Raw genomic sequence first — 25,104 nt, forward strand, 5'->3', positions numbered from 1 at the left:
GCCCTGATCACATCGAAGGCGGATTGGTTGCTACTCTACAAACCATCGACCTGCACCTACCTAGGACATCTCCCTAAAATGCACCTGCCGGCGTCAGCGGGGACTGCGGCAACAGCCTGGACGAAGTGGTGAACAGCGAAATCCAGCCAGGATTGTCTGCCTCAGGCGAGGTGAAGAGTCTGCGGCCGGCGATCTGCGGGAGAGCCGGAGCGATTCACTGGAAACGAGTGCGCATCCGGCTGACCCGGAGCCCTGTGATGCATGAACGCTCCGTCCACAAGGCAGCGACACTGGCGCACTGCGGCCCCACTGCCAGGGGTACGGCCAACAGTCACGCTCGCCGCCCGCCTCGCCGCGCATATCGAAGATCCGGCTAGGGATTGTCCCTGATGTCTGGTGGGTCGGCGGGGGGTGGGATGGAACCAGTGATCGGATCGGCGGGGCGCCTGCGAGACCTCTCAGGTCGGCCGTCTCATCCCTCAGCGCCACACTCGCCGATTCGCGCAGAGCACCCAGGGTTCATCCGCCGCGGCGGACCACATCCCAGTTGGGGCCCTTGCTTCCGTCCCTCGTATCCGAAGGCCTTCGCGTTCAAGGCAGCCGCGGCTCTCAGCAGGGGAAGACCGTAGTCGGCTGCGACGCCGTGCAAGGCACCACAGGCGCATGGACGGGCGGTTCACATGGGGAGGACAACCGCCCCTCCATGCTTCGATGCCTGGACCCGCGGTGTCTCGCAACGGTCCCTGTTCGAGTCTTGGCCGGCCGCCGGCCGGACCTCGGCTCGCCTGCAGTGACCTCAGTCCGTACCCCATGGCTCCCGACTGTGGAGCCGGTGTTGGACCGGAGTTCCGGGAGTTGTGACGGCGCTCCTCGGTGACCTTCAGCCAGGACGGCCTCCCGCCCGGAGATTGTCTTCATGCCCTGGTCCCTGTCGCGCGGCATTGTGCTCGGCGCGACCACTATGATCCTGGTCCTGGCCGGCGTACTCACCTATCCGTGCCTTCGGCGGTTGCCCGGCTGTTCCGACGCAAGGCTCCGATGCCGAGACGCTCCCGCGTCCGTGACAGCCTTCAAGGAGATGTGAGTGACAACGTCCTCTCCCGACGGCACATCCTGAGCCGTCACGGCGCCGCCCTCACGCCTACCACGGCTCTCATCGCAGACGATCAAGTGTGTCAACTCCTATTCCGAACCACAGTTTCGGGTGATATCTTGCCTTGCTCCAAGCCCTATCCACGCACGGGGCTTCTATCGATACGCACGTCCACATCCATATTCCGTTCACGCCTCGGACCCGCTTGCGCAGTTCATGATACGGCGCCTTTTCAGGACGCTTCCACAGTTGTCGCCTCGCATCGCGGGGCCAGGAACCGGTGGGCCGAAGGTATCTTCTCAGGGCTTTCCAGCAGGTAAGAACCCGAAGCGAAACGATGACCGAGACAGGGAGTTGCCATGCGGATCGGAGTATCCGGTGCACACGGAACCGGAAAGACCACCCTAATCGAAGGACTATGCGCACACCTGCCTGACCATGTTCCTGTCGATGAGCCGTATTTACTGCTCGAAGAAGAGGGTTACGAATTCTCCTATCCACCCTCGCCCGAGGATTACAGGGCACAGCTCAAACGATCCGTCCTTCTGCTGCACTCCCCTGCCGACGACATCATCTTCGACCGCACGCCGGTGGACTTCCTCGCCTACCTTGCTGTCCAAGGACATGACATCGCTGAGGAAGCTGCTCCGTACGCGCTGGAGTCAGTCATGACAGGCCTGGACATACTGGTCGTCGCGCCCATCACGGCCGAGACCGAAAAGTCTCTACCAAAGGCAGAAATGCCCCGACTGCGCGAATCCGTAAATGATGAACTCCTGGACATCCTTCACGCCGATCCGCTGCACGCATGGGGCGAGCTTCCTATTCTCGAGTTGACCGTGCCGCTCGACCGGCGGATCGATGTAACGCTGGCGGCGATGAGTAGAGCAGGTCAGTCCTGAATTCGGCTTTGGGGACGGGTGGCACAGCCAACCTCCTCCGCCGGAGCGCGATCCATCCTCGCGGTGACAGGCGCCGCGCCTTCTGTGCTCACACCTCGAATGCGTTGTCCGGAGCTGCGAAGCGACCGGGCGCACCGGCATAGGGACGTATCGCCGGTCGCAGCTCCACGCCGTAGCGCCGGGCGGGCCCCGCCTTCTGCGACGGAAGCTCGTGCGATGGCCGTTTGTAGTGACCTGTCGGCACCGATTCCGGAAGCAGTCGCGGCCGGGGGTCCGGGGCGCTGGTCCTGCCGACGCCACAATGTCGAGCCGCGCCGACCCGGCTCCGCCCGCGCGCTACGGGGCCTTGCAGGGGGGCTCCGCGCTGCGGAGCCCCTCGTGTCATGTGGCGACACGGGGCCGTCCACCGCGACTTCAAGAAGAACTGTGCCGTCTCTACGAGGGCGGCCGACGCGGCAGAGCGCCTACAAGGCGACGGACGGCGACGCCCTTCGGCGGGCGGACCGGCGCAAACAAAACCAGACCGACGCTCTGTTTTTACAAAAACCAAGTGCTACGTTGTTTTTATCACGGGGCCCATGGCTCCACGCCCCTCCGCCGACCGCCCGCTCAGCGGCCGGAGGGAAGCCGTCACCACCTCGTCGCAGTTCCGGCGGAAGGAGGGCATCGTGCCCGACTACGGACACGAGCTGATGTTCGGTTCCTCACTCACGTCTGCTTCTTCGAGTCCTGAACGCCCCGTGGCACTCGCCGTCGCGTCCGAGGCGGCCGGTCTGGAACTGGTGACCTTCCAGGACCACCCCTATCAACCGTCCCTCATCGACGCCTGGACCCTCCTCGCGTTCGTCGCTGCGCGTACGCGACACGTCATCCTGGCCCCCAACGTTCTGTGCCTTCCCCTCAGACCGGCCGCGGTCACCGCCCGGGCCGCGGCATCCCTGGACTTGCTCTCCGAGGGCCGTCTGGCGATGGGTCTCGGTGCGGGCGCCTCGTGGGACGACATCACGTCGCTGGGAGCACCGTTGCTGGCCCCCGCTCAGCGCGTCAATGCGCTCCAGGAGGCCATCACCGTGATGCGAGGGCTGTGGAACACCTCGGACAGCGGCCTGCTGACGACACGCGGACGCCATCACTACGTCGAGGACGCCGCACGCGGTCCACGCCCGGCGCACGACATTCCGCTGTGGATCGCTGCCTACAAGCCGCGCATGCTGCGCCTGACGGGCCAGACCGCTGATGGCTGGCTGCCGTCAGCGGGCTTTCTCAAACAAGCCGACATGGCCTCCTCCCAAAGCATCATCGACGAGGCGGCAGAGACCGCCGGCCGTGACCCACGGCGCATCCGCCGCCTGCTCACCGTCCGCCCGGGGCACTTCCCCGGAGGGCTGCGGGGCACCCCGGCCGACTGGCCCGAGCAGTTGCTGCCCTTGGTCAGGGAGATGGGATTCAGCACCTTCATCCTCCACTGCGACCACTCCGGCATGCTGCACGCCTTCGGACAGGAGGTCGCCCCTGCGCTCAGAGAGGCCGTAGCCGCCGAGCGGACCCCACCCGTGGTGCCCGCGGATACCTCCAGCGGTTCCGGATTCCGGCGTGCTGCCGCACCCGCAGTCGTCAATGCGGACGGCCGTTGTCGCCTTGACGCCCTGCCTGCCCGACTCGCGTCGGTCGCGGTGCGCCCCGGCGATCCGGAGTACCGCGGGCTTCGCCACAGCTATGTGCACCGTGGCGAACCCGCGCTCATTCTGCGCGTACGCGACCGGGACGATGTCGCCGCGGCGCTCGAGTTCGCCCGCACCCGGCAGATGCCGCTATCGGTCCGAAGCGGAGGCCATGGCATCAGCGGTCGTAGCACCAACGACGGTGGCATCGTCATCGACCTCTCCGCCATAAACCGGACGACGGTCATGACACGGCAGGCGCGGCGCGTGCGGATCGAGGCCGGCGCCCGCTGGGGGGACGTCGCCCGCCATCTGGCTCCACGCGGTCTGGCCCTCAGCTCCGGTGACTCCGGCGACGTCGGGGTGGGGGGTCTGGCGACCTCCGGCGGCATCGGCTGGTTCGCCCGTCTGCACGGGCTGACCATCGACCGGGTACGGGCGGTCGACATGGTTCTCGCCGACGGGTCATTCGTACGCGCCGATGCGGAAACTCATCCCGACCTGTTCTGGGCGGTGCGTGGGGCCGGAGCGAACCTGGGGGTAGTAACCGCCTTCGAATTCGAGGCCAGCGAAGTGGGGCGCCTCGCGTTCGGCGTCATCACCTACGACGCCTCGGACGCATCCGCTCTTCTCACCCGCTGGGGTGCTGCGGTGGAGGCGGCACCGCGAGAGATCACCAGTTTCCTCACCCTCGTCCCGACCCGTACCGGTCCCGTAGCTCAAGCGAGGACCGTTTATGCCGGGAGCAGTCTCGACGCTGCACGCGAGGCCCTCAATCCCCTGCTGAAGGCTGGGCCGGTCCTCTCACAACAGATCCATCACCTGGCGTATCCGCACCTGGTGTGCTCGAGCGGCCGGCCGAACCAAGGACGGCAGGATCTCGGCGAGGCCCGCTCCGGACTGCTGGAACACATCACCAGCCCCATCGCCCGTGAAGTGGGCTCCGCCCTGGCTGCCGGGCGGATACCGCTGGTCCAGTTCCGGTCGATCGGCGGCGCGGTCAACGACGCCGCCCCCGATGCGACCGCCTACGCCCACCGCACCCAGAACTTCTCCGTCATGGCCGCCTCCCACCCGCGTCACCACACAGCGCTGGACTGGCACTGGGAGCGTCTGTACCCCCACCTCCATGGTCTCTATCTCAGCTTCGAGACCCGCACGGGCGACCAGCAGTTACGCGACGCCTTCCCGGAGGCGACCCTGCGCCGGCTGAGGCTGATCAAAGCCACCTATGACCCCGAGCATGTCTTCAATCGCAATTTCCCGATCTCGACGCCGTCTTCGTCACCCACACGGGTGGGCTGAAAGAGCCGACGCGACAGACCGCGACGAGGACGAGAGCACGTTCCACCCTCACCACGGGAGCACTCATGACCCTGAACGTTCAGGACGGCACCTGGTCCGTCGACACGACGGCGAGCACCGCATCCTTCACTGTGGCCAACCTGGGGTTCCGCACGGTCACCGGCACCCTGCCCATTCTGAAGGGCACGGTCATGGTCACGCCCGGTGGTGAGCCCAGCGAGGTCACCGCGACAGTGGACGCCAAGGGCTTCGACACGGGCAACAGCAGACGGGACGCTCATGTCCGCAGCTCCGACTTCCTCCACACGGACCGTTACCCGGAGCTGAGCTTCACCTCGTCTTCCCTCAAGGCGGACAGCGAGGGCTGGCAGGTGGCCGGCTTTCTCTCGGTCCGGGACAAGTTGACGCCTATGAGTCTCCTCGTGCGTGTCATACGGATGGGAGACGACCAGGCCGAGATCCGTGCGTCGGGCCGCATCGACCGCCGTTCGGCGGGGATTACGAAGGGAGGGAGGTTGCTGATCGGCGCTTACGTGAATATAGACCTTGAAGTCGTACTACGCCGCAACACCTAGCAGTGGCCAGTGCTCCGTGCCTGTCCGCGGCGACCCCGCCGGTCGACACGCCGGACTAGGGGCGATCCGGCACGCCCTGCGTAACAGTGCTGGTGACGTGGTGGTGGACAAGCGCGGAGAGTTCCAAGGAGCAGGGCGCAATGAGCTGACGCACCCGGAGTTCGGCGAGCGGGGCGAGGGCGTCGTAGAGACGAACGAACACGTTACGAGCCTGTGCTCGCGGCCAGTCGCCGGGCAGGATGCCCACCGGGAGTTCCGGATCCAGGCTGGGCATCGTGCGCCATGTGTCCATGACATGAGTGCGGACCCTGAGGGCCTCGGCCGCGGACACCTGTCCGGATTCCGCTCGGGCCAGGATCGGTGAGAAGCGGCCGATGAATTGCTCATAAGCGGTCCTCAACTCCTCCAGATCCCATGCGTGCAATGGCTGCCCGGCATCAGGTCCTCCGGGCAGGGGCCGCCCACGGAAAACGGTGACCGTATGAACGTCAAGGTTCCTCAGCTCCTCCACCGCCTTCTCCCCACAGTCCCGCGGGGAGACCCACAATCCGTCGTACAACGGTGCGCAGCCGAGCCAGCGCAGGCGGGTCCGCAGGGCGTGACGGGTGTGCCGGTTCTCCTCCGGCACGGAGAACGCCACCATGGTCCACTGGCCGTCCCAGGGCCGGTCGACGGCCACGAAGTTGATGATGTGGTTGCGGCCCTCGATCAAAAGCTCCGTGGCCCGTGGGGTGAGCCGGTATGCCGTGCGACGCCCCGATTTCCTGACTTCGAGGAGGCCTCGGCGAGTCAGGCGGCTGAGAGCGGATCGCGCACCTGCCGATGTGATGCCGAACTCCTGCAGCAGGGACACAAGTGCAGCGGACGGCAAGTGCTCGGTGCGGCCGAACCAGTAGTCGCCCAGCAAAGTGAGCAGGAGGTGCTGAGGTGAGGTCCCGGCCTGCTCCCGTGGCAGGTCCACCTCACTGAGGCTGGTTGCGGGAGAGGGAGAAGTCGCCATGCCCCTGACTCTAAGCGCCGGTGGGCTCGCTACGGCCACAGCCTGTTCAAGAAGCCTGCACCCGCCTCTCATGTGACAGATTTCTTTACGTGCGTCACAGAGACTGCTTACCATAGAGGGGTGGACACTTGTCCACGCGCTAGGCGCTCCGGGCGGGTCTTCCGCACGGTCCTGCCACCAAGATCCGCCCGGAGCGTCCGCTCCGTCGGCAGCCAGAGGTCGCCGGAGACCGGCCCCCCACTCATATGACAGGCGCAGCCCGACTCCACAGTCCTTCATCGAAGGCGGAGGACGGGTACTGCAGCACGCACACCGCAGGAGAGAACGATGGCCAGCGCCAACACCTCGCACACTGACGACTTCTGGGACGGCGAACTCGATCCGCTTCCCTGGGAGGAGGTGCTCGACTGGCAGGCGAGGATCCTGCCTTCCACAGTGGCGGACGTAAGGGCGCGTTCCCCCTTCTACCGGCGCAAGTTCGGGGCCGACGTGCGGTCCCTGGGGGATTTCGGGCAACTGCCCTTCACCACGAAGGAAGAACTGCGCCAGGCCCAGGACGAGGCCGACGCCTCGGCGCCCTACGGCGCCGCCCAGGCGGTGCCTACGGAACGAGTGAGTCAGACCCTCGCCTCATCGGGCACCACTGGCCACCCGACCCTCTACGCTCTCACCGCCACCGATGTCGACCGCTGGTCGGATGCGGTCGCGAACATGCTCTTCACTGCAGGCGTGCGCGAGACCGACACGTTCGCCCTGCTCACGGGTATGCCCATGGTCGCCGGCGGCCAGCCTTACGCGGGAGGCATCCGCCGCGTGGGCGCCAACCTTGTCTGGCTCGGCGGCATGCCGACGGAACGGCAACTCGATATCATGCGGAAGGTCCGGACCACCGGCATCCTGGCCACCACCTCCTTCGCCGCACACCTCGCGGACCGCTGCCAGGACATCATCGGGGTCCCCGCGCCCGCACTCGGAGTACGCCGACTGCTGTGCGGCGGGGAACCAGGGCTCGCACAACCCGAGATCCGCAGGCAGATCGCGGACGGCTGGGGAGCGGACGGAGTGCACGAGGTCATGGGACTTTGTGACGTCATGGCGGGCATGTGGGCGGAGTGCGAGCACGGTGGCGGGATGCACTTCACCGCTGCACGGCACGTGCTGGTCGAACTGATCGATCCGCAGACGCTCGAGCGCGTGGAGTGGAAAGAGGGAGCCACTGGAGAACTGGTGTACACCCCACTCGGCCGGGAAGGCACCCCTGTGATCCGCTTCCGCTCCGCCGACCGCGCGGTGGTCACGGGCACGTCGTGTGCGTGCGGACGCGGGGCTCCCCGCATCCGTTGTGTCGGGCGTACGGACGACATGCTCATCTACAAGGCCATGAATGTCTTCCCCTCCGCGATCCGCGACGTGGTCCTGGACGTGGCGGCCGGCCGTGTGTCATCGCGTATGCGCGTGCTGAAGCACCATCGGGACCAGGTACGATTCGACTCCCCGATCCCGCTTCAAGTGGAAGCGGCGAGCATGGACGAGGCGGAAGCGGCCAAGACACTCATCGAGAGCGCGGTGCGAAGCCGCCTGCAGGTACGCGTCGACGTGGACATCGTGCCGCCGGGCTCGCTGCCACAGGGGCAGTACAAGAACCCACTCGTCCAGGTCTCCGAGGGGACGGGCGCATGAGACTGGTCAGCTTCGGGCCGCGCGGCGCCGAACAGCCAGGCATGCTCACGGACGCCGGATCGATCGTCCCGCTGCGTCCTGTGCTGGCCACCCACGGGCTCGGGGAGGCAAGCATGCCGGAGATCTTGCCTCTGCTGCCGGCTCTGCGCCCGCTTCTTGCGGAAGCCCGGGAGCACGCGCGGGGCGCCCTCGCCAGTGCGGACACCCGCATCGGCGCCCCTGTACCGCGGCCCGGCATGGTGTACGCCGCTGGGGGCAACTACCGTTCCCATCTGGCCGAGATCGAAGGAAAGCGCCATGCGGGGCCTTTTCGTCCCGTGCTGTTCGCCAAGGCCCCGTCGTCCGTCAGCGGACCGTACGATCCCGTCGTGCGGCCGCCGGAAACGAGCGAACTGGACTACGAGTGCGAGCTGGCGGTGGTGATCGGCATCGGCGGCCGACGCATTCCCGCGTCCGAGGCCATGTCCCACGTGGCCGGGTACATGATCGCGAATGATGTGACGGCCCGTGACGTCTTTCTCGGCGAGAGCGGCAAGAACCCGCTGCTCATGCAGTCTCTGTGCGGCAAGGGCTTCGATACGTTCTGTCCCACCGGACCATGGCTGCTCACCTCGGAAGAAGTACCGGATTACCGCAATCTGCAGATGCGCCTGTGGGTCAATGACGAACTGCGGCAGGATGCCAGCCCAGCGCAGATGATCTTCGATCTGCCCACCCTCGTCTCGGCGGTGAGCTCCTGCTTCACTCTCCGGCCCGGCGACATCATCCTTACCGGCACTCCGGCAGGCGTCGGTATGGGCTTCACGCCACCGCGCTTCCTGACGGCCGGAGACGTACTACGGCTGGAGATCACCGGGCTGGGCACAATGACGACATCCGTCGTCGAGGAGTAGGCGGCACGCGCCCCAGTGGGCGCCCGTCGGAGGCAAGAGGCCCATCGGGCGAGTATCGAAGCCGTCCGCGTTCGGCCCGGGGCTTGAATGGCGCAAGATCGCACATGGCCCGGCACGAAGGCCGACCTGACGGTCGGCCCTGGCCGTGACATCTGGCGCCTCATTACATCCGGTGTGCGTGCGTGGGCATGCGGCTGGCACCAGCGTGTTCTCGCCCTCGAAGCCGTTCCGCACAAGGGAGAAGGCTCGGCGAGTCCTCCGTGAGCTGGGACAGTACGAATGTCTCCCCCGACGATGCCCAGCCACGTGCGCTGCGGTCCGGCGTATCTCCGCTCCTTGATCATCCCACCTCAATCGTCTTTGTTAAGAAGGTTGGTGGAGTTGACGCCGGGCGGCCGATCGAGATCGCGACGGGCGCGTCCGAGGCGCGCATGACCTATGCCGCCACGGCATTTACAGAGCATCGTGTCCGACATATTGCTCTTCTCGTGCCGAGCGTCCACCATTGTGCTACCTAAAGCCATGCAAGCCGCCCCTGCCAGTCGTGGACCAGGACACCCCCAGGGCACCACCGACGCGGGACCGCGCCGCCGTGAGCCGCTTGAGCACTGGCGCCCATCCACAGCAGTGCCTTCGCCTTATCGCTCCGGCAGTCATGCCTTCCCACCGGCCTCTCCTTCGGGAGGGTGCCGTCAGCCGTCCTGGAGTATCGAATGCCCGAGAATGCATCCACCCCTCGCGTTGAGCGAGGGTCCGCACCTCGCTGGAGCTGGATGTGGCGCCGCGAAGTCGATCACTATCCCACCGGTTCCCGCCGAGCGACCAACCTGGCGATCGTCATCGTGACGACGATGGTTCTCTATTACCAGCTCTACGTGGCCGGCGCCGTTGCCCCACAACTGCTCGCCGACCTGGACATGTCCTTCAAGTACTTCATCGTCCTCACCGTCATTTCCAACCTCGTAGGTGCCTTCGCCTCTCTCCTTGCAGGCCTTTGTGACCGGTTCGGCCGGGCAAACATCGTGGTCTACGGCCTGCTCTCCACTGTTGTGCTCATCCTGTTCGCCGTACCGAACGCCACGACGAAGACGGAGTTCGCCGCCGCCACCGTGGGCATCGGACTCATCGAAGGCGTCATCCTGGTAGCCACGCCCGCACTGGTCCGGGACTTCACACCTCAGGTCGGCCGCGCTGCGGCCATGGGGCTGTGGTCACTGGGCCCCATCGGCGGCAGCATCGTCGTCACCGCCCTGGCCCAGTCCACCCTGCCCATCTACCACACATGGCAGAGTCAATATGTCATTTGCGGTGTGATCGGGCTTGCCGTGTTCTTCCTGGCCTTCTTCTGTCTGAGAGAACTGTCCGGGCCCCTGCGGAGTCAGATCATGGTGAGCATGCAGGACCGCGCGCTGGTCGAGGCACGGGCCGGCGGAATCGACGTCCAAGCAGCGGTGGCAGCGCCGTGGAAACAGATGCTGCGGTTGAACATCGTGGTTCCCGCGTTCGCCTTCAGTACCTACATGCTCCTGTACTTCGCGGCGGTAAGCTTCTTCACCCTTTACCTCACCATCGTCCACGGATTCGACGCCGCGGAGGCCAACGGCATCCTTCTGTGGTTCTGGCTGGTACAGGCCGCTGCACTGATCCTGACGGGTGTGGTGTCGGACCGGCTCGGGGTTCGCAAGCCCATCGCTCTACTGGGTGGGCTGGGAACCGTGGTGACTACCGCGATTTTCCTGACGGGAACGACCGACGCGAACGCCGGCTACATATGGTTCGTAACGGTGGTGTCCTTCCTGGGGCTGTTCCACGGCATCGCCGACGCCTCGTGGATGGCCGCCTTCACCGAGACCGTGGAGCAGAGAAATCCCGCTCTCACCGCGACGGGCCTCTCGGTGTGGGGATGGACCATGCGCATGGTCGTCGCCGTATCGACGCTCTTCCTGCCCTACGTCATCACCTCCGTGACTCCGCTGGTCGAGGCTCCCAAGCACCTCGCCATGCTCGAAGCCCTCAAGAAGAGCGGTACACCGCCGACCGCCGGTCTGCAGGAGAAGCTAGCCGAGATTCAGCAGGCCGCCGCAGCGGCCCCTGGACAGTGGCAGACCTGGTGGTGGATCTGTCTTGCCGGGCAGGTCATTTTCCTTCCCTCGATCATGTTTCTCACCGGCCACTGGAGCGTCGGACGCGCACGCGCGGCCCGGGAAGAACACCACCGGGAGGCCGAGCGGCAACTCGCCGCGAGCGGGAACCTGTCACTCCCCCGCTCCTGAGCGATCGGATCGGGCCCTGCTGGCGGCTGCGGCGCACTAGCGGAATAGTGGGGCATAGCCGGACCGCGTCGGAGGCAACCGATGCGGAGGAGGTGCGCCGATGCCGCAACGGATCGAGGATTACGCCGCCCTCGGCGATATGCACAGCATGGCGCTGGTCGGACGGAACGGTTCGATCGACTGGCTCTGCTGGCCACGATTTGATTCGGCCGCCTGCTTCGCCGCCCTTCTGGGGGACGAGCGGCACGGCCGATGGCGGCTGTGGCCGACAGAGCCCGTCGGAGCGCTGAGCCGCCGGTATCTGCCTGGGACCATGGTCTTGCGTACCGAGTACACCACGGCCGGTGGCACGGTCGAGGTGCTGGAGTGTATGCCGGTGGCCGGCCCCATACCGAGCGTCGTGCGGGTCGTACGCGGCCTGGCCGGCCGAGTGGAGATGCGCAGCGCACTCCTGGCGCGCTTCGACTACGGTCACTCCATCCCCTGGACGAGCCGTATCGATGGCGACTGCGTCGCGCTCGCGGGTCCGAACGCCATCCGTCTGCGTACCTCGGTCGAGACCGTTCTGCGGGGAGACGAGATGATCGCCCGGTTCGACGTGGCGGCAGGTGACACCATCACCTTCCAGTTGGCTTGGCACCCCTCACACGAGCCGGCGTCCCAACTCGCCGATGCCCGTACCGCCCTGGAGGACACACAGCGCTGGTGGTCGGCTTGGGCCGGCCATGGCGTGCACCGGTCGCCCTGGCGAAGGCAGGTACAAGAATCTTTGACCGTACTCAAGGCCCTCACCTACGCCCCCACCGGCGGCCTGCTCGCCGCCGCAACGACCTCACTTCCCGAGGAGATAGGCGGCTCCCGCAATTGGGACTACCGCTACTGCTGGCTGCGTGACGCCGGCGTGACGCTGCGCGCCCTGACGTCGTGCGGCTATCTGGAGGAGGCGACCGCCTTCCGTGACTGGCTGCTGCGTGCCGTGGCCGGTGATCCGGACCAGATGCAGATCGTCTACGGCGTGGCCGGCGAACGATGCCTGCCGGAGTTCGAAGTGGACTGGCTACCCGGGCACCAGGGGTCCCGGCCCGTCCGTATCGGCAACGCGGCGGCCAAGCAATTCCAGCTCGACGTGTACGGCGGCCTCGTCTGGGCCATGGACCACGCGGAGCGCGCAGGCCTGCCACCGGATCCCGGAGGCCGGACCGCCGGCCTGCTGCGGGCCTGTACCGATTTCATCGTCGACAACTGGCAGAAACCGGACGAGGGCCTGTGGGAAGTGCGAGGGGCGCGCCAGCACTTCACCGTCTCCAAGCTCATGTCGTGGGTAGGAGTTGACCGAGCGATCCGCGCTGTCGAAGCGGGTATGTCGCGTGGACCGCTGGAACGGTGGAGACGCGTGCGGCAGGAAATCCACGACGACATTTGCGCCCACGCGTTCGACCGGGAGCGCGGCACCTTTGTACAGGCTTACGGGAGCACACATCTGGACGCAAGTCTGCTGCTGCTGCCAATTCAGGGCTTCTTGCCACCGGATGACCCCCGCATCACCGCAACCGTGGAGGCAATCCGCCGCGATTTGGCCCTGGACGGCTTCGTGGCCCGTTACTCGACCGCCGACGGCACCGACGGGCTTCAAGGCGGAGAGGCAACGTTCTTGGCCTGCTCATTCTGGATGGTCGATGCTCTTGCACTGGTGGGGCGGGTGGACGAGGCAGGAGAGCTGTTCGAGCGGCTGCTGGCCGTCCGTAATGAGGTAGGTCTGCTCGCCGAGGAGTACGACCCCGTCAGTGGCTGTCAGCTGGGCAACTTCCCGCAGGCATACTCTCACGTGGGGTTGGTGTTCTCCGCGGACTGCCTGGTTCACACCTCTGGCGCCGTAACCGTCTAACCCTCAGAATGTCTTGCACAAGAAGTTCTTGGTGCAACGGAGGAGCTGCGACGTGGCAAACCCTCGACCTGCGATCAGTGGTGTCAACCATGTGAATCTCTACACCAACAACCTGGAGGAGAACGTCTCATTTTACGGAGAGGTTCTCGGTCTGAAGCTCGTGATGGCCATCGTCGACGACTATCTCACCGGTGAGACCGAGATGAAGAACGATGAAGGCGTGGTCATCAATAAGCAGGGCGGCCTGGTCAAGCCGAAGCTCTATGTCTTCGAGGTCAACTCCGCTCAGTACATCGCCTTTTTCGACCAAGGCAAGGATTTTGACGGCCCTCACGGGGGCTTCCACCATCTCGCCTTCTCGTTCGACACCGACGCCGACCTCAAGGCAGCGGTAGCCTCGCTGCACGCGCACGGCGTGCAGACATCGGCAATCCTGGATCACGGCCCCTTCAGGTCCTGCTATTTCCTCGACCCCGAGGGCCGCAATATTGAATTCACCTGCCAGCAGCGCGCCCTCGGGCGAACGGGGGACTTCACGGACCCAACTCCGCTGCCTCTAGCGAAAAAAGCACTGACCACTGCTGAAAGCTGAGGCTCAGCGGACCACATGACTGGGCAACGGCGCCGCCCAACGCGCAAGCCGCTCGATACACGGGCCCCAGGCAGGCGGCGAGGCCTCACCCGGAACCATCCAACTGCCCGGGAGGATCTTCCCACCTCGTCGCCGAAACGGCGTTCAGGCCGTGGCATCGCCCTTGGCGTCGGCATGGGGTTCTGGGCGGGGCGTGACCGTCGGTTGTGGCGAGTGTGGGGCACTGTAGAAGACGGAGGCGCCCTGCTTGGTGCGACGGGCCAAGTCTCTGGCGACAAGGTTTTCGAGGGTGGTGCGTACGACGGTTGTCTTGATCTCGCGGTCGCTGTGGTTCTGATCGAGGGTGGTGGCGATTTCCCTTGCGGAGCGAGCGTCGTTCTGTTCGCTCAAGTGGCGACGGACGAGATCGACCAACGTGGGCTGAACCGTCACCGCCCCCTTGTCGACGGATTGCCCATTCACCCTCGGCTGTGCGGCAGTCGCTTCCTTCGCCCTCCGGCGGCGTCCTGCCAGGGCACTGTCGCGGGGGGAGAAAAGACCAGCACTGGCGGCGCTCACTGGTTTCGGAACCGTGTGGGCCACACCGAGTGCCTGCTGCATGTGCACCAGCACTGTGTGATCGTGCTGCAGCGCAGCCAACTGCTGCTCCAGCGCGGCGATCTCTCCGGCGATGCGTTCCTGCGCCATGAGGTTGCGTTCAAGGTCGCTGGCTACCCGGTCGATGTACTGCAAAGTCAGCTCACTGGCCGTGGCTGTATGTGCAGGCACTTGGTCTCCTCGGTGTAGTACTGCGTCGAAAGCCCACGGCCGGCCGTCAGCGTGTCAGCGGCCGGATTCTCAATCAAGTAATGGTACCGGTGAGTAAGGATGTTCCTGCCTTACGACTCATGCGCTCGCGTACGGGGACCTCAGAACCATGAAGTTCCATGCCCATACGCCTGTCATCCCATGCGCGTCGGCACTGCCCCGGCCATCTCGACGTGTGCGTGTGGCGTGTGGCCTGTGACCAGGCGCGTCGGCTGGCGCGCCATCGATGCCCGGTGACAGCGCGGGCTGGGATGTGACTCTCGATGGATTCCGTGTTGCCGGAATCAGTTGATGAGGTCTCGCGCGGCCGACCACGCTCAGGGCGGGACGTCATCGCTTCCATGGCGTCTTCTTCGCCGAGCAGAATGCCGAGTTTCTTGATGAGTACGCCCAGAGCATCCTGGCGATCCATCCTGGACAGGCACCACTGTGCCTACACTGTCCACGAACACGCGCCCGCATACAGCATCGCTGAGCGTCAGGCCCTCCCCTTCCCCTGGTCACAGGCCGTCAAAACGCTCGCTCTTACCGCCCCGGAGACGCCACTCTTGTTGGTTGCACTATGGGCGACTGACCGGGTGGACTTCACTCGCCTCGCGACCGTCGTCGGCGTCAGTCGTGCGAAGTTGCGGCGGGCGGATGCCGACCTGCTCTTCGCGGAAGGGCTGACGCCCGGCGGCATACCGCCGGTGAGTCACCGGCCCGGGGTGCTGTGTCTGATCGACACGGCAGTCGTCGAACGGACACAGCCCGTCTACTGCGGCGCCGGATCCGCAGAGTTCACCCTTCAGGTCGGCTCCTCCGACCTGGCCAGGCTCCCGGGCGCCCAGGTGACACGTCTGCGTCGCTGAGGTGTTCCCGTGGCAGGCCGCGCACGGCTCCCTTGATGCTCGCCGCGGGAGCCACCTCCACAGCGCGAGGGCTGGGAGCCTCCATACGCGGGCCGCCGGCTGATCCCGTCCCGATCAGTGGATCACGGACTCATGCCCGGGGGTCTCCATCCTGCTCGCTGAGCAGCCCGATGCCGGGATAGTGCTTGCGCTGGTTGGAAAGGATCATTTCCTTGGGCGAGGCCAGCCCGACGAGCTCCCGAGTCCGCGAGGCGAATGCGCGTGAGGACATGACGGGCGCGCCTTCATTCTGACACCAGGTCTTGTAGGCGGCGTAGAGCGCCGTCTGCTCAGCCCGCAAATCGGCCCCCATGACACAGCATTCCTCATAGAAGCGGCCGGTGTGGTCCTCGGTATCGGCGTAGGCGGTGGTGGCGATACGGACACGTTCAGGCCCAGTGAGGTCACGGTCGCCTGCGAGATAACGGCGGGCGCCGTCAATGAGCCAACCCAGGATTCCGGGGCCTTCCTCGGTCACGAGGATGTCCGCCAGGTTGTCGATCTTGCGGTGATCGGGGACCACTCGTTCGAAGGGGATCAGGCGCATGCGGCGCCAGAAGGCGAAGCCGCCGGTGCCGACTTCGGGCCGGTGGTTGCCCAGGAGCCACAGCTTGTGGGTTGGTTCGAAGCTGAAGAAGTCCTGCCGCATACGGCGTGCCTTGATGCGGTCGCCACCAGTCAGCAGCTTGACACGAGCCTCGTCGAACTTGTCACCGGGCTTGACCTCCGAACAGACGATGACGCGCCGGCCGTGCAATTCGGCCAAGTCGGTGGGATGGCCTTCGTAAGGGCGGGCCATGAGAAAGCCGGGTGGAGCGGCGTCGGCGTAGTCGCCGAGAAGTTTCATCAGTACATCGAGCAAGACGGACTTGCCGTTCTTGCCGGAACCGAAGAGGAAAGGGAGGATCTGGGCGCCGACATCGCCGGTGAGGGAGTATCCGAGCAGGAGTTGCAAGTAATCGATCATCTCCCGGCCTTCGGCATCATCGCCGAAAGTGTCGGTCAGGAACCTTGCCCAGCGTGGCGTGGGGACATGCTGAGGGCCGACAGTCGTGGAGTGGGAATGGAAGTCCTTGTTCGGGTCAGGGCTCTTCACCAGGCCAGTACGCAGATCGACGATGCCGTCCGGCGTGCACAAGGCATACGGATCGGCGTCCAGCCGGGCGGCATTCAGCACGATACCGGGGGCCGATTTGGCCTGGGTGAGCATGGCGTTGATGCCAGTGGTCGACAACGAACGGCGTCGGTGCTGGTGCAGGGCGTTGGTGGTGAACACGCCGCGAGGGTCGTGGGTGGCGATGCTCTCCGCGAGGTCACCGGCGGCCCACAGCACGGTGTCATCCTCATCGATCTGCCACCGAGTGGTATCCCACCGATACCAGCCGATGCCAGGCACGTGTCGGTAATCGTTGGCGTACAGCTTGACGAACAGCTTGGCGTTGCCTCGGTCGGAGAGTGTGTCGGGCAGCAGTCCGTCGGGAGTCGCCTCGCCGATCGAGAGACGGTCGGTGCCGGCCTGAGCGGGAGGCGGAATGGCTGCTGAACCCTGGGCCCGGATCTGGGCGGCGACGGCTTCGGGATCAAATTCGAAGAGTGTTTCAGGCTTGGGCGACGTCATGGATGCCTCCCGCCGCTGTGCAAGGGGCGCTTGAGGCCTGCGTCGAGTCCGCTTCGAATGATCTGTTCGATGCGACGGTCCTGCCCGGGACGGGCTGCGGACGCGGTCTCCCTCAGGGCTCGTTCGCTCTCGTCTCGGGGTAGGCGACCGGCAGCGATGAAACCACCGAGTGTGTAGGCGGCACGATTGAGGGCCTCGGAGAATCCAGCGCCCTCGGCGATCTCGCCGCAGGCCTCGACCGGCGCCAGGACCGAGGCCAGGAGGCGTTGGGCGTGGGCGCGTCCACCACCGGCAGCGAAGACGGCCTGTCGGGCACGAGGTGGAACCGGCCGGGGCGTGGGGATGGTCGGTGCGGGCAAGTGGCCCGTACGGTCGAGTTCCTGTGCGAGCCAGGCGGGCAAGGCGGCTGGTTCTCGGGCATCACCGACAGGGGTGTAGGTGCCGTATTGCGTGATGGTTCCGGGAGCGATGATGTAGCTGCCGTTCGCACGAATGTCGACCTGCCAGGCCAGGGCGCGTCTCGGGCTGGAGCCCACCGACGATTGCCAACGCAGGCGTCCCTCGGCCCTGTACCAGACGTGCATGCCGCCGGAAGGAGTGCGCACGCGCAGGGTGCTCTGGTCATCGGCAGGGCTGGGCAGGCCCCGCAGAGCGGCGAGGACAGCGATGGTGTGAAAGCCGTTCGCCAGACCGGTGAGGTCGACGTGATCGGCGATGGGAATCCCGGGCAGAAGTCGTTCCCGCGCGGGCGGTTCGGCTGCATGGGCGTCGATATCGAGGACGACGAGGCCGGCGGGCCCGCACGAGACGCCAACACCGAAGCCCGGGTGCCGTCCCCACCACTGGCTGATGCGGTTCTGATCGAGGGTCGCGGCGTGGAAGCCGTGACACCAGCGGCCTGCCGCGATGCAGGGGCATGCAGCAGCCGGGTGAGGCGTCGTGCGGCAAGCGCTGCAGTTCGGGGCTGGGGTCTTCCGCCCAGCAGTAAGGGGATGCACGGGCCAGCCTTGGCGCGCACACCACCGCGCGATGGCCACTGACCGCTCAGCGACTGACGGCTCGGGAACGGGTGGCCGTGAGTCGCTGCAAGGAAACCGCAGCTCAGCAGGCATCCACACTCCTCATCAGCGACCGAAGCGACTCAACGACGGACACAGACTAGCGAACGTGGCAGGCTGGGTCGTGGAGCACAGGCGAAAAGGACTGAGCCTGGTGTCAACGAGCACCTGCCCGTACTGCCGCGGCTCAACCAAGTCGTCGACTGCCTAGAGCCTTCCGGTCGTGGCCGGTTGAGGACGAACCGCAGGTCGGGGCGTGGGAGAAGCCCCGGCCGGCGACTGAAGCGACGCGAGCTCCGGCGCAGGGCGCATCCACCCGAGCACGGATGCTCGTGTATGGCGAAACTTGAGTCGCTTCAGTCGCTGATCTTAGGTTAGCACCTTACTGACCTGCAGTTTTGTCCAGCTTATGGACAGCGACCGAGCAGACGCCGAGTAACCGCCGACTGCCCGGCGGGCGACATCGCCCTCAGCCCTTGACGCCGACCGAATGCACCAACTGCTTCCGAACGCCCACCACGATCGACAGCGCGAATCGGTTCAGCACCTCGCCCAGCGGCGCGGGCCGGGCAGGCCGGTCGCCGCGCGATGGATACTCGGCGAAGAGGGCGGTCGTGACCGATAGTTGTTCATCGGATTCCGTGTGCCAGAGAGTCCGGGTTTCCGTGCCTGTGGCCGCGCCGCCCGTAAAGGTTGAGACGGTGGACGGTTCGGCGTAGGCGCCATTCGCGGCTTCGGCAGCATATGCGGACGCAAGCCGCAGGGGGACGCCGTAGCCGCGCGGCCCAGGGAGGTCAACAGGCCATCGCTCATCAGATACCCAGTCGGCTTCAGAGCCGTGCCGACCTCCACGCGCCTGATATGGCGACATTGAAAGGTCCTTGCGTAGTCCGCACCCCCATACATGACGCGCACGGCCTCATCCCCGGGCGCTATCGCCACCGCCGCCGTGTGCAGCTGCGTCCCAGAACCAGCCTCAGGCGCTCGGCGCACGAACTGTGCCGTCGCGCCCTGTGCCGCCAAGTCGAAAGTTGCATGAACCGTGTAACCACCGCGGGCCAGTTCGTCCTGAGTGATGCCCAGAGGCCGGCGGCCTCTATTCGCCGTAGATGGAAGTCGGCGTCATCCCGCGGGACTCTCTCCGCCGACAGGCGTACGCCTCGGTCAGCGTCGCACGGACAGGCTGCTCACCGCACGTGTGCTCCCGGCGAGGACGCGGGCGGTCAGTATCAGACGCGGCCAGGCATGCGCGGCGTACGCCGCGAAATCAGTGCGCGGACACGGACGTCGCGGCCCAGGGTCTCGGCGTCTCATGCCCGCCCTCACCCAGGCCGGCCGGCGGTAGCGCTCAGGACGTGGTCCAGGAGGCCTTCGTCCGCTCCTGGGACCGGCGTCAGGAGCTTCTGGCTGACGGCGCACCCGAGGCGTAGATCCGCATGGTGGCCATGCGGCTCGCGGTCAGCAGCCGCTGACTGCGGGCCAAGCGCTGGCTGGAACAGTGGCACGCGTTCCCGGACGATCTTAGGGAATGTCCCTGATGCCGAGACCGTCTACCACCAGGACACTTTCAGTGCTGCGGCGACCAACCCGCGGTAGGGCTGTCTGGGGCGACCCATACCTCAGACATCGGATCCCCGGCAGAACCTCCCCCCGTCGTCCGGGGATCCGTACGCCCCTACTTTGACGGCCCGCTGGCACCGACGTCCGGCCCTCGCCAGGTGCCGGCTCAACCACACCACTTCGCCGCCGCTCAGCTGCTAGGCGCGGCTCCCAAAGGCGTTGCTTCCACACTGTTGACTCCGGCCCGGGCCCGGCTCATGACTGGTGACACCCTTACCACCTGGGTGTGGCACATTCCGTCGTGCCCCGTGCAACGTTCCCATGCCGTCGGCGGATGGCCGAGATGCTAGCCGTACGGGCACCTCGGCCCGCTCCGAATGGACCGCTCAGCCACGTACGTCACGGCCAGCTCATCCAAAGGCCGAGCTGAGGCGGTCCCCCTGCCCACTGCGTCCGAGGCAGGCAGCGACCCAGCGCAATCTGACACCTCATCACTCACTAGGTGTTTTCCCTGGGGTGCTCGAGAGACGACTCCGGCAGATTTCTGAAGGTTGCACACCCACGGTGTCCTAGCCAGCACCGCGGGTTTGAGCACCTTGACCACGTACAGCCGGCAGTCCCGGGGACATGAAGGATTCGGACTTGACCTTGGTAAGCAGAACGACCCTACTCACTGCCCCTGATTGCGCACGCATAACAGAGGAGGTATTCGGCCTGCGAGATCACTGGGATGCACTGTCGACCGACCAGGGGCGATTCAAGCTGGGTGCAGCAGCGTACGCCGAGGGAAAGACTGGCACCTCCACGTACATTGCATTATCTGCGAAAAAGAACGAAATTCTCAGGAAACACTTCGACGACCTTTACACGCGCGTGGCAACTTCACTGTCTGACGTGCTCCAAGCGTCCGTGCATTATTCGGACCGTTTCGCACTTCCCGGATTTCACGTCCTCTTGGCCGAGGCGAATACTGAGCCGCTCAAGGGCCAACGTCACTGCGATGAGCAGCATCACCTCCTGCCCTGGGGCGAGCCTCTGAGTGCCCTCCACCCCACCATCAGCTTCACTCTCCCGGTGGCTCTCCCGAGCTGTGGAGCCGGCATCTTGATGTGGCGAGACGAGAATGGCCCCGGAGAGTATCACCCCTATACCTTGGGTGAGTTGGTCGTGCACTCCGGCGACATATTGCACCAGGCAGTATCGAGTCCCCCCAACACAAAGCAACTGCAGGCCTCTGACAGGCGCGTCACCATGCAAGGGCACGGGGTGCAATTCAGTGACACCTGGATCCTTTACTTCTGACGGAGAGCTTCCCCATGAGAATTGTCATATCCGGTCGCGAGGGCGCCAGGCATGCTGCTCATGTGCTTGACCGTGTCTACAAGGAAGAGCTTGGCTGGCTGCAGTCCGCCGAGGAGGGCCTCAAGGACCGATATCACGGCAACTCACAGTACATCTGCGCTTTTGACGGCTTTACTCCGGTGGGAGCCCTCAGAGTTGTCCATGACTCCGCGGCAGGCTTGCCGATCGAGCAGTTCACCGATCTGCGGTCCCTGATTCTCGGAAAAGCTGTCGAGTTGCAGCGCTTCGCAGTCGTACCGGAGTGGCGAGTTCGTCGGGTGGATGACGCGCCGTTCGGTGTGGGAACTGCTCTCTATCGCGCGGCGCTTCGTCTCTGTGCTGCCGAGAACGTCGAGACCATGGTGGCCGATGTATTCCTCAACACAGCCACCACTCCTATTCCGTTTCTTCGCAGTATGGGATTCGAGCAGCAGCCCATACTCTTTCAGGATACCGAGTTGGCGCACGAGGGTGAGAGTTCTGTGATGCTGGCAAGAGTGCGGGACATCCTGAAACTTCGTCAGGCCGGAAGTCGGCCACTCGACAGATATCTCACCGAAGCATGAACAGGAATTTCTACACCGAAAAGGTATCATGACCATTAATTGTGACGTCGCTGTTGTCGGTGGTGGAGCATTGGCGCTTGCCATAGCGCGAGAGCTCCGCGACGCAGACGCCACTATCACACTCATTCGTCCTGCCCGGAGTTCACGCTCGGCCACGCTGGCTGCCGGCGCGATGCAGGGGGCTTTCGGTGAGGTGACAGCAGACAACGCGTCATCTCCTGTGACTGATTTTTGCATTGCCACCCAGACGGGTTTCGAAAACTGGGTCGGGCTTGTCGCACAAGAGGCCGGCGCGCCTGTTCACATAACAAAGGGCACGTTCATAGTATCGAGCGCTGGGAGTGCAGAGGACAATGCGAACCTCAAAGCCATCGAAGCCAAGCTGAGTGAGAAGAAGGAACCATATCAGCGCGTCAGCCCTGGGGACGTGCCGGGGTACTCACCGCACTCCTCCGTAGCACCAGGACCCGCGTTGTTCATCGAGCGCGAGGGAACAGTCGAGCCTCGGCAGCTCATTACAGCGTTGACTGCCGTTCTGATGGCATCCGGCAATGTAAGCATCCTGGACGACACTGCAGAGCAGGTCCAGGAGACGGCGGATGGCAAGTATCGAGTGATCACGTCCCATTCCTCCGACGTGATCGCTGAAAAGCTGATCGTGGCTGCCGGTGTCCACACCATGTCATTGGTCGCCCATTTGCTTCCGAGCGACTACTCCGCATTGCGGACATTCGCCGGCCAGGGGTCGGCATTGGAAATGGACAACGTCACCGGCGCTGTTCACACCGTGCGTACACCCAACCGAGGAACAGCTTGTGGCCTCCACGTCGTACCACTGTCCGGTGGACGCGTATATGTCGGCGCTACAAACCGTGCCCGACACGTTCTTGCCACCGGGACGGGTGCTCCTGCCGAGGACGTTCACCAGCTACTGGAGGGGCTGATTCACGAAATCGGCACATATTACAGTAAGGCGCCACTCCGAGAAGTTCATTTTGGACTTCGTCCGGTTACCGCTGACAACCAACCCATCATAGGAGAAACAGGAAGGGAAGGCCTGCTCCTTGCGACCGGCACACATCGCACGGGGATTCTCATGAGTCCCCGAATCGCAGAGCTGGTCGCAGCGGATGCATTGGGGAAGACCCCCGCAGCGCACCCATTTCGTATTACATCTCAGCGCCTGAGAAACATTCGCGAGCGGGATAATACAGATCTCGTCCGCACCGCCATACCCAGTGCGCTCGATGAGTATCTCAAGCCCGACGGCCATCTACCGTATGACCGCCGAGAAGGCCTGATCCACCTTTTCACCACCATGTACGACCTCGCGGTCGGCAAAAACAAGGCGGAATCTGAAAGAATCCTCAACACCATCCAGCACTACCCGGCTTTCGCGGCCCTCTCTCTGTATAACTCTTCGGAGAAGGCCGATAGGCCGACGCATCCGTAGTGCAAAGTCTTTGACGATGGAAGCTGCAGAACCGAAAGGTGCACAGTGCTTGAGATACTCGCTCGCCACGCCCTCACCCAACCATTGGCACCGGCGTTGCGCAGTGCGGCTGTCGACGGCCCAAAGTATTCATATGGACAATTTGCATTGGCGGTGGACCGCGTAGCCGGCTGGCTTCGCGACCATCAACTGAGAACCGACGAGCCAGTTCTCTTCGTGGCTGAAAGTTCCTGTCACTGGCCAATTATTGATTTTGCGGTCATGCTGGCCGGCGGCCTCCCGATGGCGGTGCCCCCAGGCACTCCCGATGAAACGGTCGCGCCTTTGATTCGGTCCTCACGTGTACGCCAGGGTGTCGTAGTCGACACTTCTCAGATTCCGCGGATGCAGCGTCTGGGTTGCATTGACATATTTGACCTGTCACCGCATGTCTTGAATGACCTACTCGCGACGCCGAGCCTTAACCGAAGCAGCCGGAAGGTATTCGAGGGCCTGCTGGCCAAGGGTGAGAGCAGCAGCAATGATGACACTGCATACCTGGCACCGTCCAGTGGCAGCACCGGCGCGCCGAAGGCCTGTCAAATGACATACGGAAACATGCGATTCTTCGGTTCGACATTGCAGACCTGCCTGGCGTTGACGACGGAAGACAGAATCTATTCCTTCCTTCCTCTATCCCAGGCTCGCTTGACAGATGTAGTTCTCCCGCTGCATTGCGGATTCGAAACAGTAATGGGCACGGGAAAGCTATGGGAAGAACTGGCGGCCGCTCGCCCGACCATGATGGTGGCCCCACCGTTCTTCTACCGGAGGTTGCAGGAACACGCGATGAGCAGCCCAGCAGGTACAGAGGCTGCCATGCGAGAACTGCTGGGCCAGGCACGTTACGTCTTCACAGGCGCTGCCCCCGCTCCGACCGGTCTGCTGGACTTCTACCAAGAACACGGAATTCAAGTGCTCGAGGGTTATGGTATGACCGAGTCATCCTCTCTTGCGTCGCTCAACCTTCCTGGCAGACATCGCCCTGGCACCCAAGGCCAATCCGTGCCAGGAGTCTCCGTCCGACTGTCGCCCCAGGGAGAGATCGAGGTCAGCGGCCCCAATGTGTGTGCGGGCTACTGGCGAGACCCAGACGGAACACAGAGGACCCTGCGGGAGGGGTGGCTTCGCACCGGTGATTTCGGGGTTCTCGATGCAGACGGTTATCTACAGCTGCTCGGACGGGCGCAAGAGCGTATGGAACTAGCGGATGGCAGTCAGTTCTGGCCCGGACCTGTAGAGGCCGACTTCGGCTCCGTACCGGGCGTCGAGAGGGCCGTACTGGTAGGTAATGGTCACAGACGGCTTGCCGTCCTGTTGGCTTTGGACACGGACGCCGATTTCCACCCCGAAAAGATACGCGCAACATTCGATCACTTGCTGGCAGCACATCAAGAGCGCATGGGAAGCGAGGTCCTTGCCTCCTGGCACGTTGTCGCCTTCCCGTTCACGGTGGAGAGCGGCGAACTCACCGCACTTCTCAAGCCTCGCCGCGCCGTCATACATGAGCGCAGGCGGGAACTGATCCAGCTGCTGTGTGATTGAGTCCAGGCCTTGCTACCCGCCGCCAAAATCGGTGGGTTTGAACAGGCCCTGACCGGCAACTGGCCGACGTGCCGGAAACCGCCCGGCTCGGCTTCACAACAACTATAGGCACGGCGTATGTGTGCCGAGATCACGTTATGCGAGCGGCAAGGGCGGGCGTGACGAGGCCTTCACGAACACTCCCGTGAGCGTCAACGCCGTCAGGCCTGCCTACACTTCACCTACTGCTAAGGGGCTCTCGGGCTAACTGACCCTTCCGTCGTTGCGATGGCGTACCGAGTTGTTGCATGGCTGTTGAGGGTGGTCCGCCCTCGGAGCGTTCAGTTTTATACCCTTTCACCCTCGGCAGGAGTGTGCGGGGGTCCACG

At 64.6% G+C, this 25,104-nt stretch carries 17 protein-coding genes and 1 pseudogene; 13 read left to right on the top strand and 5 right to left on the bottom strand.

The window, feature by feature from the left end; translation table 11 throughout:
- Nucleotides 1-1,452 precede the first annotated feature (1,452 nt).
- From ACIGAQ_RS37550 to ACIGAQ_RS37560, 3 genes are all read left to right on the top strand, one after another.
- A complete protein-coding gene (locus ACIGAQ_RS37550) occupies nucleotides 1,453-1,995 on the top strand; it encodes an AAA family ATPase (RefSeq protein WP_399791286.1) in 543 nt (180 codons plus the stop codon).
- Nucleotides 1,996-2,663: 668 nt separating this feature from the next.
- Nucleotides 2,664-4,961: an LLM class flavin-dependent oxidoreductase gene (locus tag ACIGAQ_RS37555; protein ID WP_399791289.1), complete on the top strand. Its 2,298-nt coding sequence runs from the start codon at nucleotides 2,664-2,666 to the stop codon at nucleotides 4,959-4,961.
- A 65-nt stretch (nucleotides 4,962-5,026) separates the two neighbouring features.
- Nucleotides 5,027-5,536 (top strand): YceI family protein, encoded by a 510-nt coding sequence (locus ACIGAQ_RS37560; RefSeq protein WP_399791292.1) that lies wholly within the window; start codon nucleotides 5,027-5,029, stop codon nucleotides 5,534-5,536.
- Nucleotides 5,537-5,591: 55 nt separating this feature from the next.
- On the opposite strand, the gene ACIGAQ_RS37565 is transcribed toward ACIGAQ_RS37560, so the two are convergent.
- Nucleotides 5,592-6,536: a PaaX family transcriptional regulator C-terminal domain-containing protein gene (locus ACIGAQ_RS37565; protein ID WP_399791295.1), complete on the bottom strand. Its 945-nt coding sequence runs from the start codon at nucleotides 6,534-6,536 to the stop codon at nucleotides 5,592-5,594.
- A gap of 327 nt (nucleotides 6,537-6,863) precedes the next feature.
- On the opposite strand from ACIGAQ_RS37565, the gene ACIGAQ_RS37570 reads away from it, so the two are divergent.
- The 5 genes from ACIGAQ_RS37570 to ACIGAQ_RS37590 all read left to right on the top strand — a co-directional run bounded on the left by ACIGAQ_RS37570 (nucleotide 6,864) and on the right by ACIGAQ_RS37590 (nucleotide 13,859).
- Nucleotides 6,864-8,216 carry a phenylacetate--CoA ligase family protein gene (locus tag ACIGAQ_RS37570; RefSeq protein ID WP_399791298.1) on the top strand — a complete coding sequence of 451 codons (1,353 nt, stop codon included), beginning with the start codon at nucleotides 6,864-6,866 and terminating at the stop codon, nucleotides 8,214-8,216.
- Nucleotides 8,213-9,109: a fumarylacetoacetate hydrolase family protein gene (locus ACIGAQ_RS37575; RefSeq protein WP_399791301.1), complete on the top strand. Its 897-nt coding sequence runs from the start codon at nucleotides 8,213-8,215 to the stop codon at nucleotides 9,107-9,109. The genes ACIGAQ_RS37570 and ACIGAQ_RS37575 overlap by 4 nt, the downstream gene beginning before the upstream one ends.
- Before the next feature lie 773 nt (nucleotides 9,110-9,882).
- Nucleotides 9,883-11,382 carry an MFS transporter gene (locus ACIGAQ_RS37580; RefSeq protein WP_399791304.1) on the top strand — a complete coding sequence of 500 codons (1,500 nt, stop codon included), beginning with the start codon at nucleotides 9,883-9,885 and terminating at the stop codon, nucleotides 11,380-11,382.
- A 100-nt stretch (nucleotides 11,383-11,482) separates the two neighbouring features.
- Nucleotides 11,483-13,267, top strand: a complete 1,785-nt coding sequence (locus tag ACIGAQ_RS37585) for a glycoside hydrolase family 15 protein (protein ID WP_399791307.1) — start codon at nucleotides 11,483-11,485, stop codon at nucleotides 13,265-13,267.
- Nucleotides 13,268-13,319: 52 nt separating this feature from the next.
- Nucleotides 13,320-13,859 carry a VOC family protein gene (locus ACIGAQ_RS37590; protein ID WP_399791310.1) on the top strand — a complete coding sequence of 180 codons (540 nt, stop codon included), beginning with the start codon at nucleotides 13,320-13,322 and terminating at the stop codon, nucleotides 13,857-13,859.
- Nucleotides 13,860-14,003: 144 nt separating this feature from the next.
- Here ACIGAQ_RS37590 and ACIGAQ_RS37595 read toward each other — a convergent pair whose 3' ends face one another.
- A complete protein-coding gene (locus ACIGAQ_RS37595) occupies nucleotides 14,004-14,591 on the bottom strand; it encodes a hypothetical protein (RefSeq protein WP_399791313.1) in 588 nt (195 codons plus the stop codon).
- Nucleotides 14,592-15,046: 455 nt separating this feature from the next.
- Between ACIGAQ_RS37595 and ACIGAQ_RS37600 the strand changes: the two genes are divergently transcribed.
- The gene (locus ACIGAQ_RS37600; protein ID WP_399791316.1) at nucleotides 15,047-15,517 is read left to right on the top strand and encodes an aminoacyl-tRNA deacylase; all 471 of its coding nucleotides are present in this window, start codon (nucleotides 15,047-15,049) and stop codon (nucleotides 15,515-15,517) included.
- A 130-nt stretch (nucleotides 15,518-15,647) separates the two neighbouring features.
- On the opposite strand, the gene ACIGAQ_RS37605 is transcribed toward ACIGAQ_RS37600, so the two are convergent.
- The 3 genes from ACIGAQ_RS37605 to ACIGAQ_RS37615 all read right to left on the bottom strand — a co-directional run bounded on the left by ACIGAQ_RS37605 (nucleotide 15,648) and on the right by ACIGAQ_RS37615 (nucleotide 19,103).
- Nucleotides 15,648-17,174 carry a phage/plasmid primase, P4 family gene (locus tag ACIGAQ_RS37605; protein WP_399791319.1) on the bottom strand — a complete coding sequence of 509 codons (1,527 nt, stop codon included), beginning with the start codon at nucleotides 17,172-17,174 and terminating at the stop codon, nucleotides 15,648-15,650.
- Nucleotides 17,171-18,205 carry a bifunctional DNA primase/polymerase gene (locus tag ACIGAQ_RS37610; RefSeq protein ID WP_399791340.1) on the bottom strand — a complete coding sequence of 345 codons (1,035 nt, stop codon included), beginning with the start codon at nucleotides 18,203-18,205 and terminating at the stop codon, nucleotides 17,171-17,173. The genes ACIGAQ_RS37605 and ACIGAQ_RS37610 overlap by 4 nt, the downstream gene beginning before the upstream one ends.
- A 496-nt stretch (nucleotides 18,206-18,701) precedes the next feature.
- The gene (locus ACIGAQ_RS37615) at nucleotides 18,702-19,103 is read right to left on the bottom strand and encodes a hypothetical protein (RefSeq protein ID WP_399791322.1); all 402 of its coding nucleotides are present in this window, start codon (nucleotides 19,101-19,103) and stop codon (nucleotides 18,702-18,704) included.
- Between the two features lie 469 nt (nucleotides 19,104-19,572).
- Between ACIGAQ_RS37615 and ACIGAQ_RS37620 the strand changes: the two are divergent.
- From ACIGAQ_RS37620 to ACIGAQ_RS37635, 4 genes and pseudogenes are all read left to right on the top strand, one after another.
- Nucleotides 19,573-19,701: pseudogene (locus ACIGAQ_RS37620) on the top strand (SigE family RNA polymerase sigma factor); the annotation flags it as partial.
- 1,455 nt (nucleotides 19,702-21,156) lie between these two features.
- Nucleotides 21,157-21,699 carry an N-acyl amino acid synthase FeeM domain-containing protein gene (locus ACIGAQ_RS37625; RefSeq protein WP_399791325.1) on the top strand — a complete coding sequence of 181 codons (543 nt, stop codon included), beginning with the start codon at nucleotides 21,157-21,159 and terminating at the stop codon, nucleotides 21,697-21,699.
- Between the two features lie 28 nt (nucleotides 21,700-21,727).
- Complete coding sequence (locus ACIGAQ_RS37630) at nucleotides 21,728-23,152, top strand: NAD(P)/FAD-dependent oxidoreductase (RefSeq protein WP_399791328.1); 1,425 nt, start codon at nucleotides 21,728-21,730, stop codon at nucleotides 23,150-23,152.
- A 45-nt stretch (nucleotides 23,153-23,197) separates the two neighbouring features.
- Nucleotides 23,198-24,736, top strand: a complete 1,539-nt coding sequence (locus ACIGAQ_RS37635) for an AMP-binding protein (RefSeq protein WP_399791331.1) — start codon at nucleotides 23,198-23,200, stop codon at nucleotides 24,734-24,736.
- The last annotated feature ends 368 nt before the right edge of the window (nucleotides 24,737-25,104 follow it).

Source organism: Streptomyces sp. NPDC085932, from assembly GCF_044540525.1.
Taxonomy (GTDB): domain Bacteria; phylum Actinomycetota; class Actinomycetes; order Streptomycetales; family Streptomycetaceae; genus Streptomyces; species Streptomyces levis.

Coding starts and splice junctions, on each gene's coding strand:
- ACIGAQ_RS37550 (WP_399791286.1), top strand. CDS start 1,453: ATGCGGATCGGAGTATCCGGTGCACACGGAACCGGAAAGACCACCCTA.
- ACIGAQ_RS37560 (WP_399791292.1), top strand. CDS start 5,027: ATGACCCTGAACGTTCAGGACGGCACCTGGTCCGTCGACACGACGGCG.
- ACIGAQ_RS37565 (WP_399791295.1), bottom strand. CDS start 6,536: ATGGCGACTTCTCCCTCTCCCGCAACCAGCCTCAGTGAGGTGGACCTG.
- ACIGAQ_RS37570 (WP_399791298.1), top strand. CDS start 6,864: ATGGCCAGCGCCAACACCTCGCACACTGACGACTTCTGGGACGGCGAA.
- ACIGAQ_RS37575 (WP_399791301.1), top strand. CDS start 8,213: ATGAGACTGGTCAGCTTCGGGCCGCGCGGCGCCGAACAGCCAGGCATG.
- ACIGAQ_RS37580 (WP_399791304.1), top strand. CDS start 9,883: ATGTGGCGCCGCGAAGTCGATCACTATCCCACCGGTTCCCGCCGAGCG.
- ACIGAQ_RS37585 (WP_399791307.1), top strand. CDS start 11,483: ATGCCGCAACGGATCGAGGATTACGCCGCCCTCGGCGATATGCACAGC.
- ACIGAQ_RS37600 (WP_399791316.1), top strand. CDS start 15,047: ATGAGTACGCCCAGAGCATCCTGGCGATCCATCCTGGACAGGCACCAC.
- ACIGAQ_RS37605 (WP_399791319.1), bottom strand. CDS start 17,174: ATGACGTCGCCCAAGCCTGAAACACTCTTCGAATTTGATCCCGAAGCC.
- ACIGAQ_RS37615 (WP_399791322.1), bottom strand. CDS start 19,103: ATGTCGCCATATCAGGCGCGTGGAGGTCGGCACGGCTCTGAAGCCGAC.
- ACIGAQ_RS37630 (WP_399791328.1), top strand. CDS start 21,728: ATGACCATTAATTGTGACGTCGCTGTTGTCGGTGGTGGAGCATTGGCG.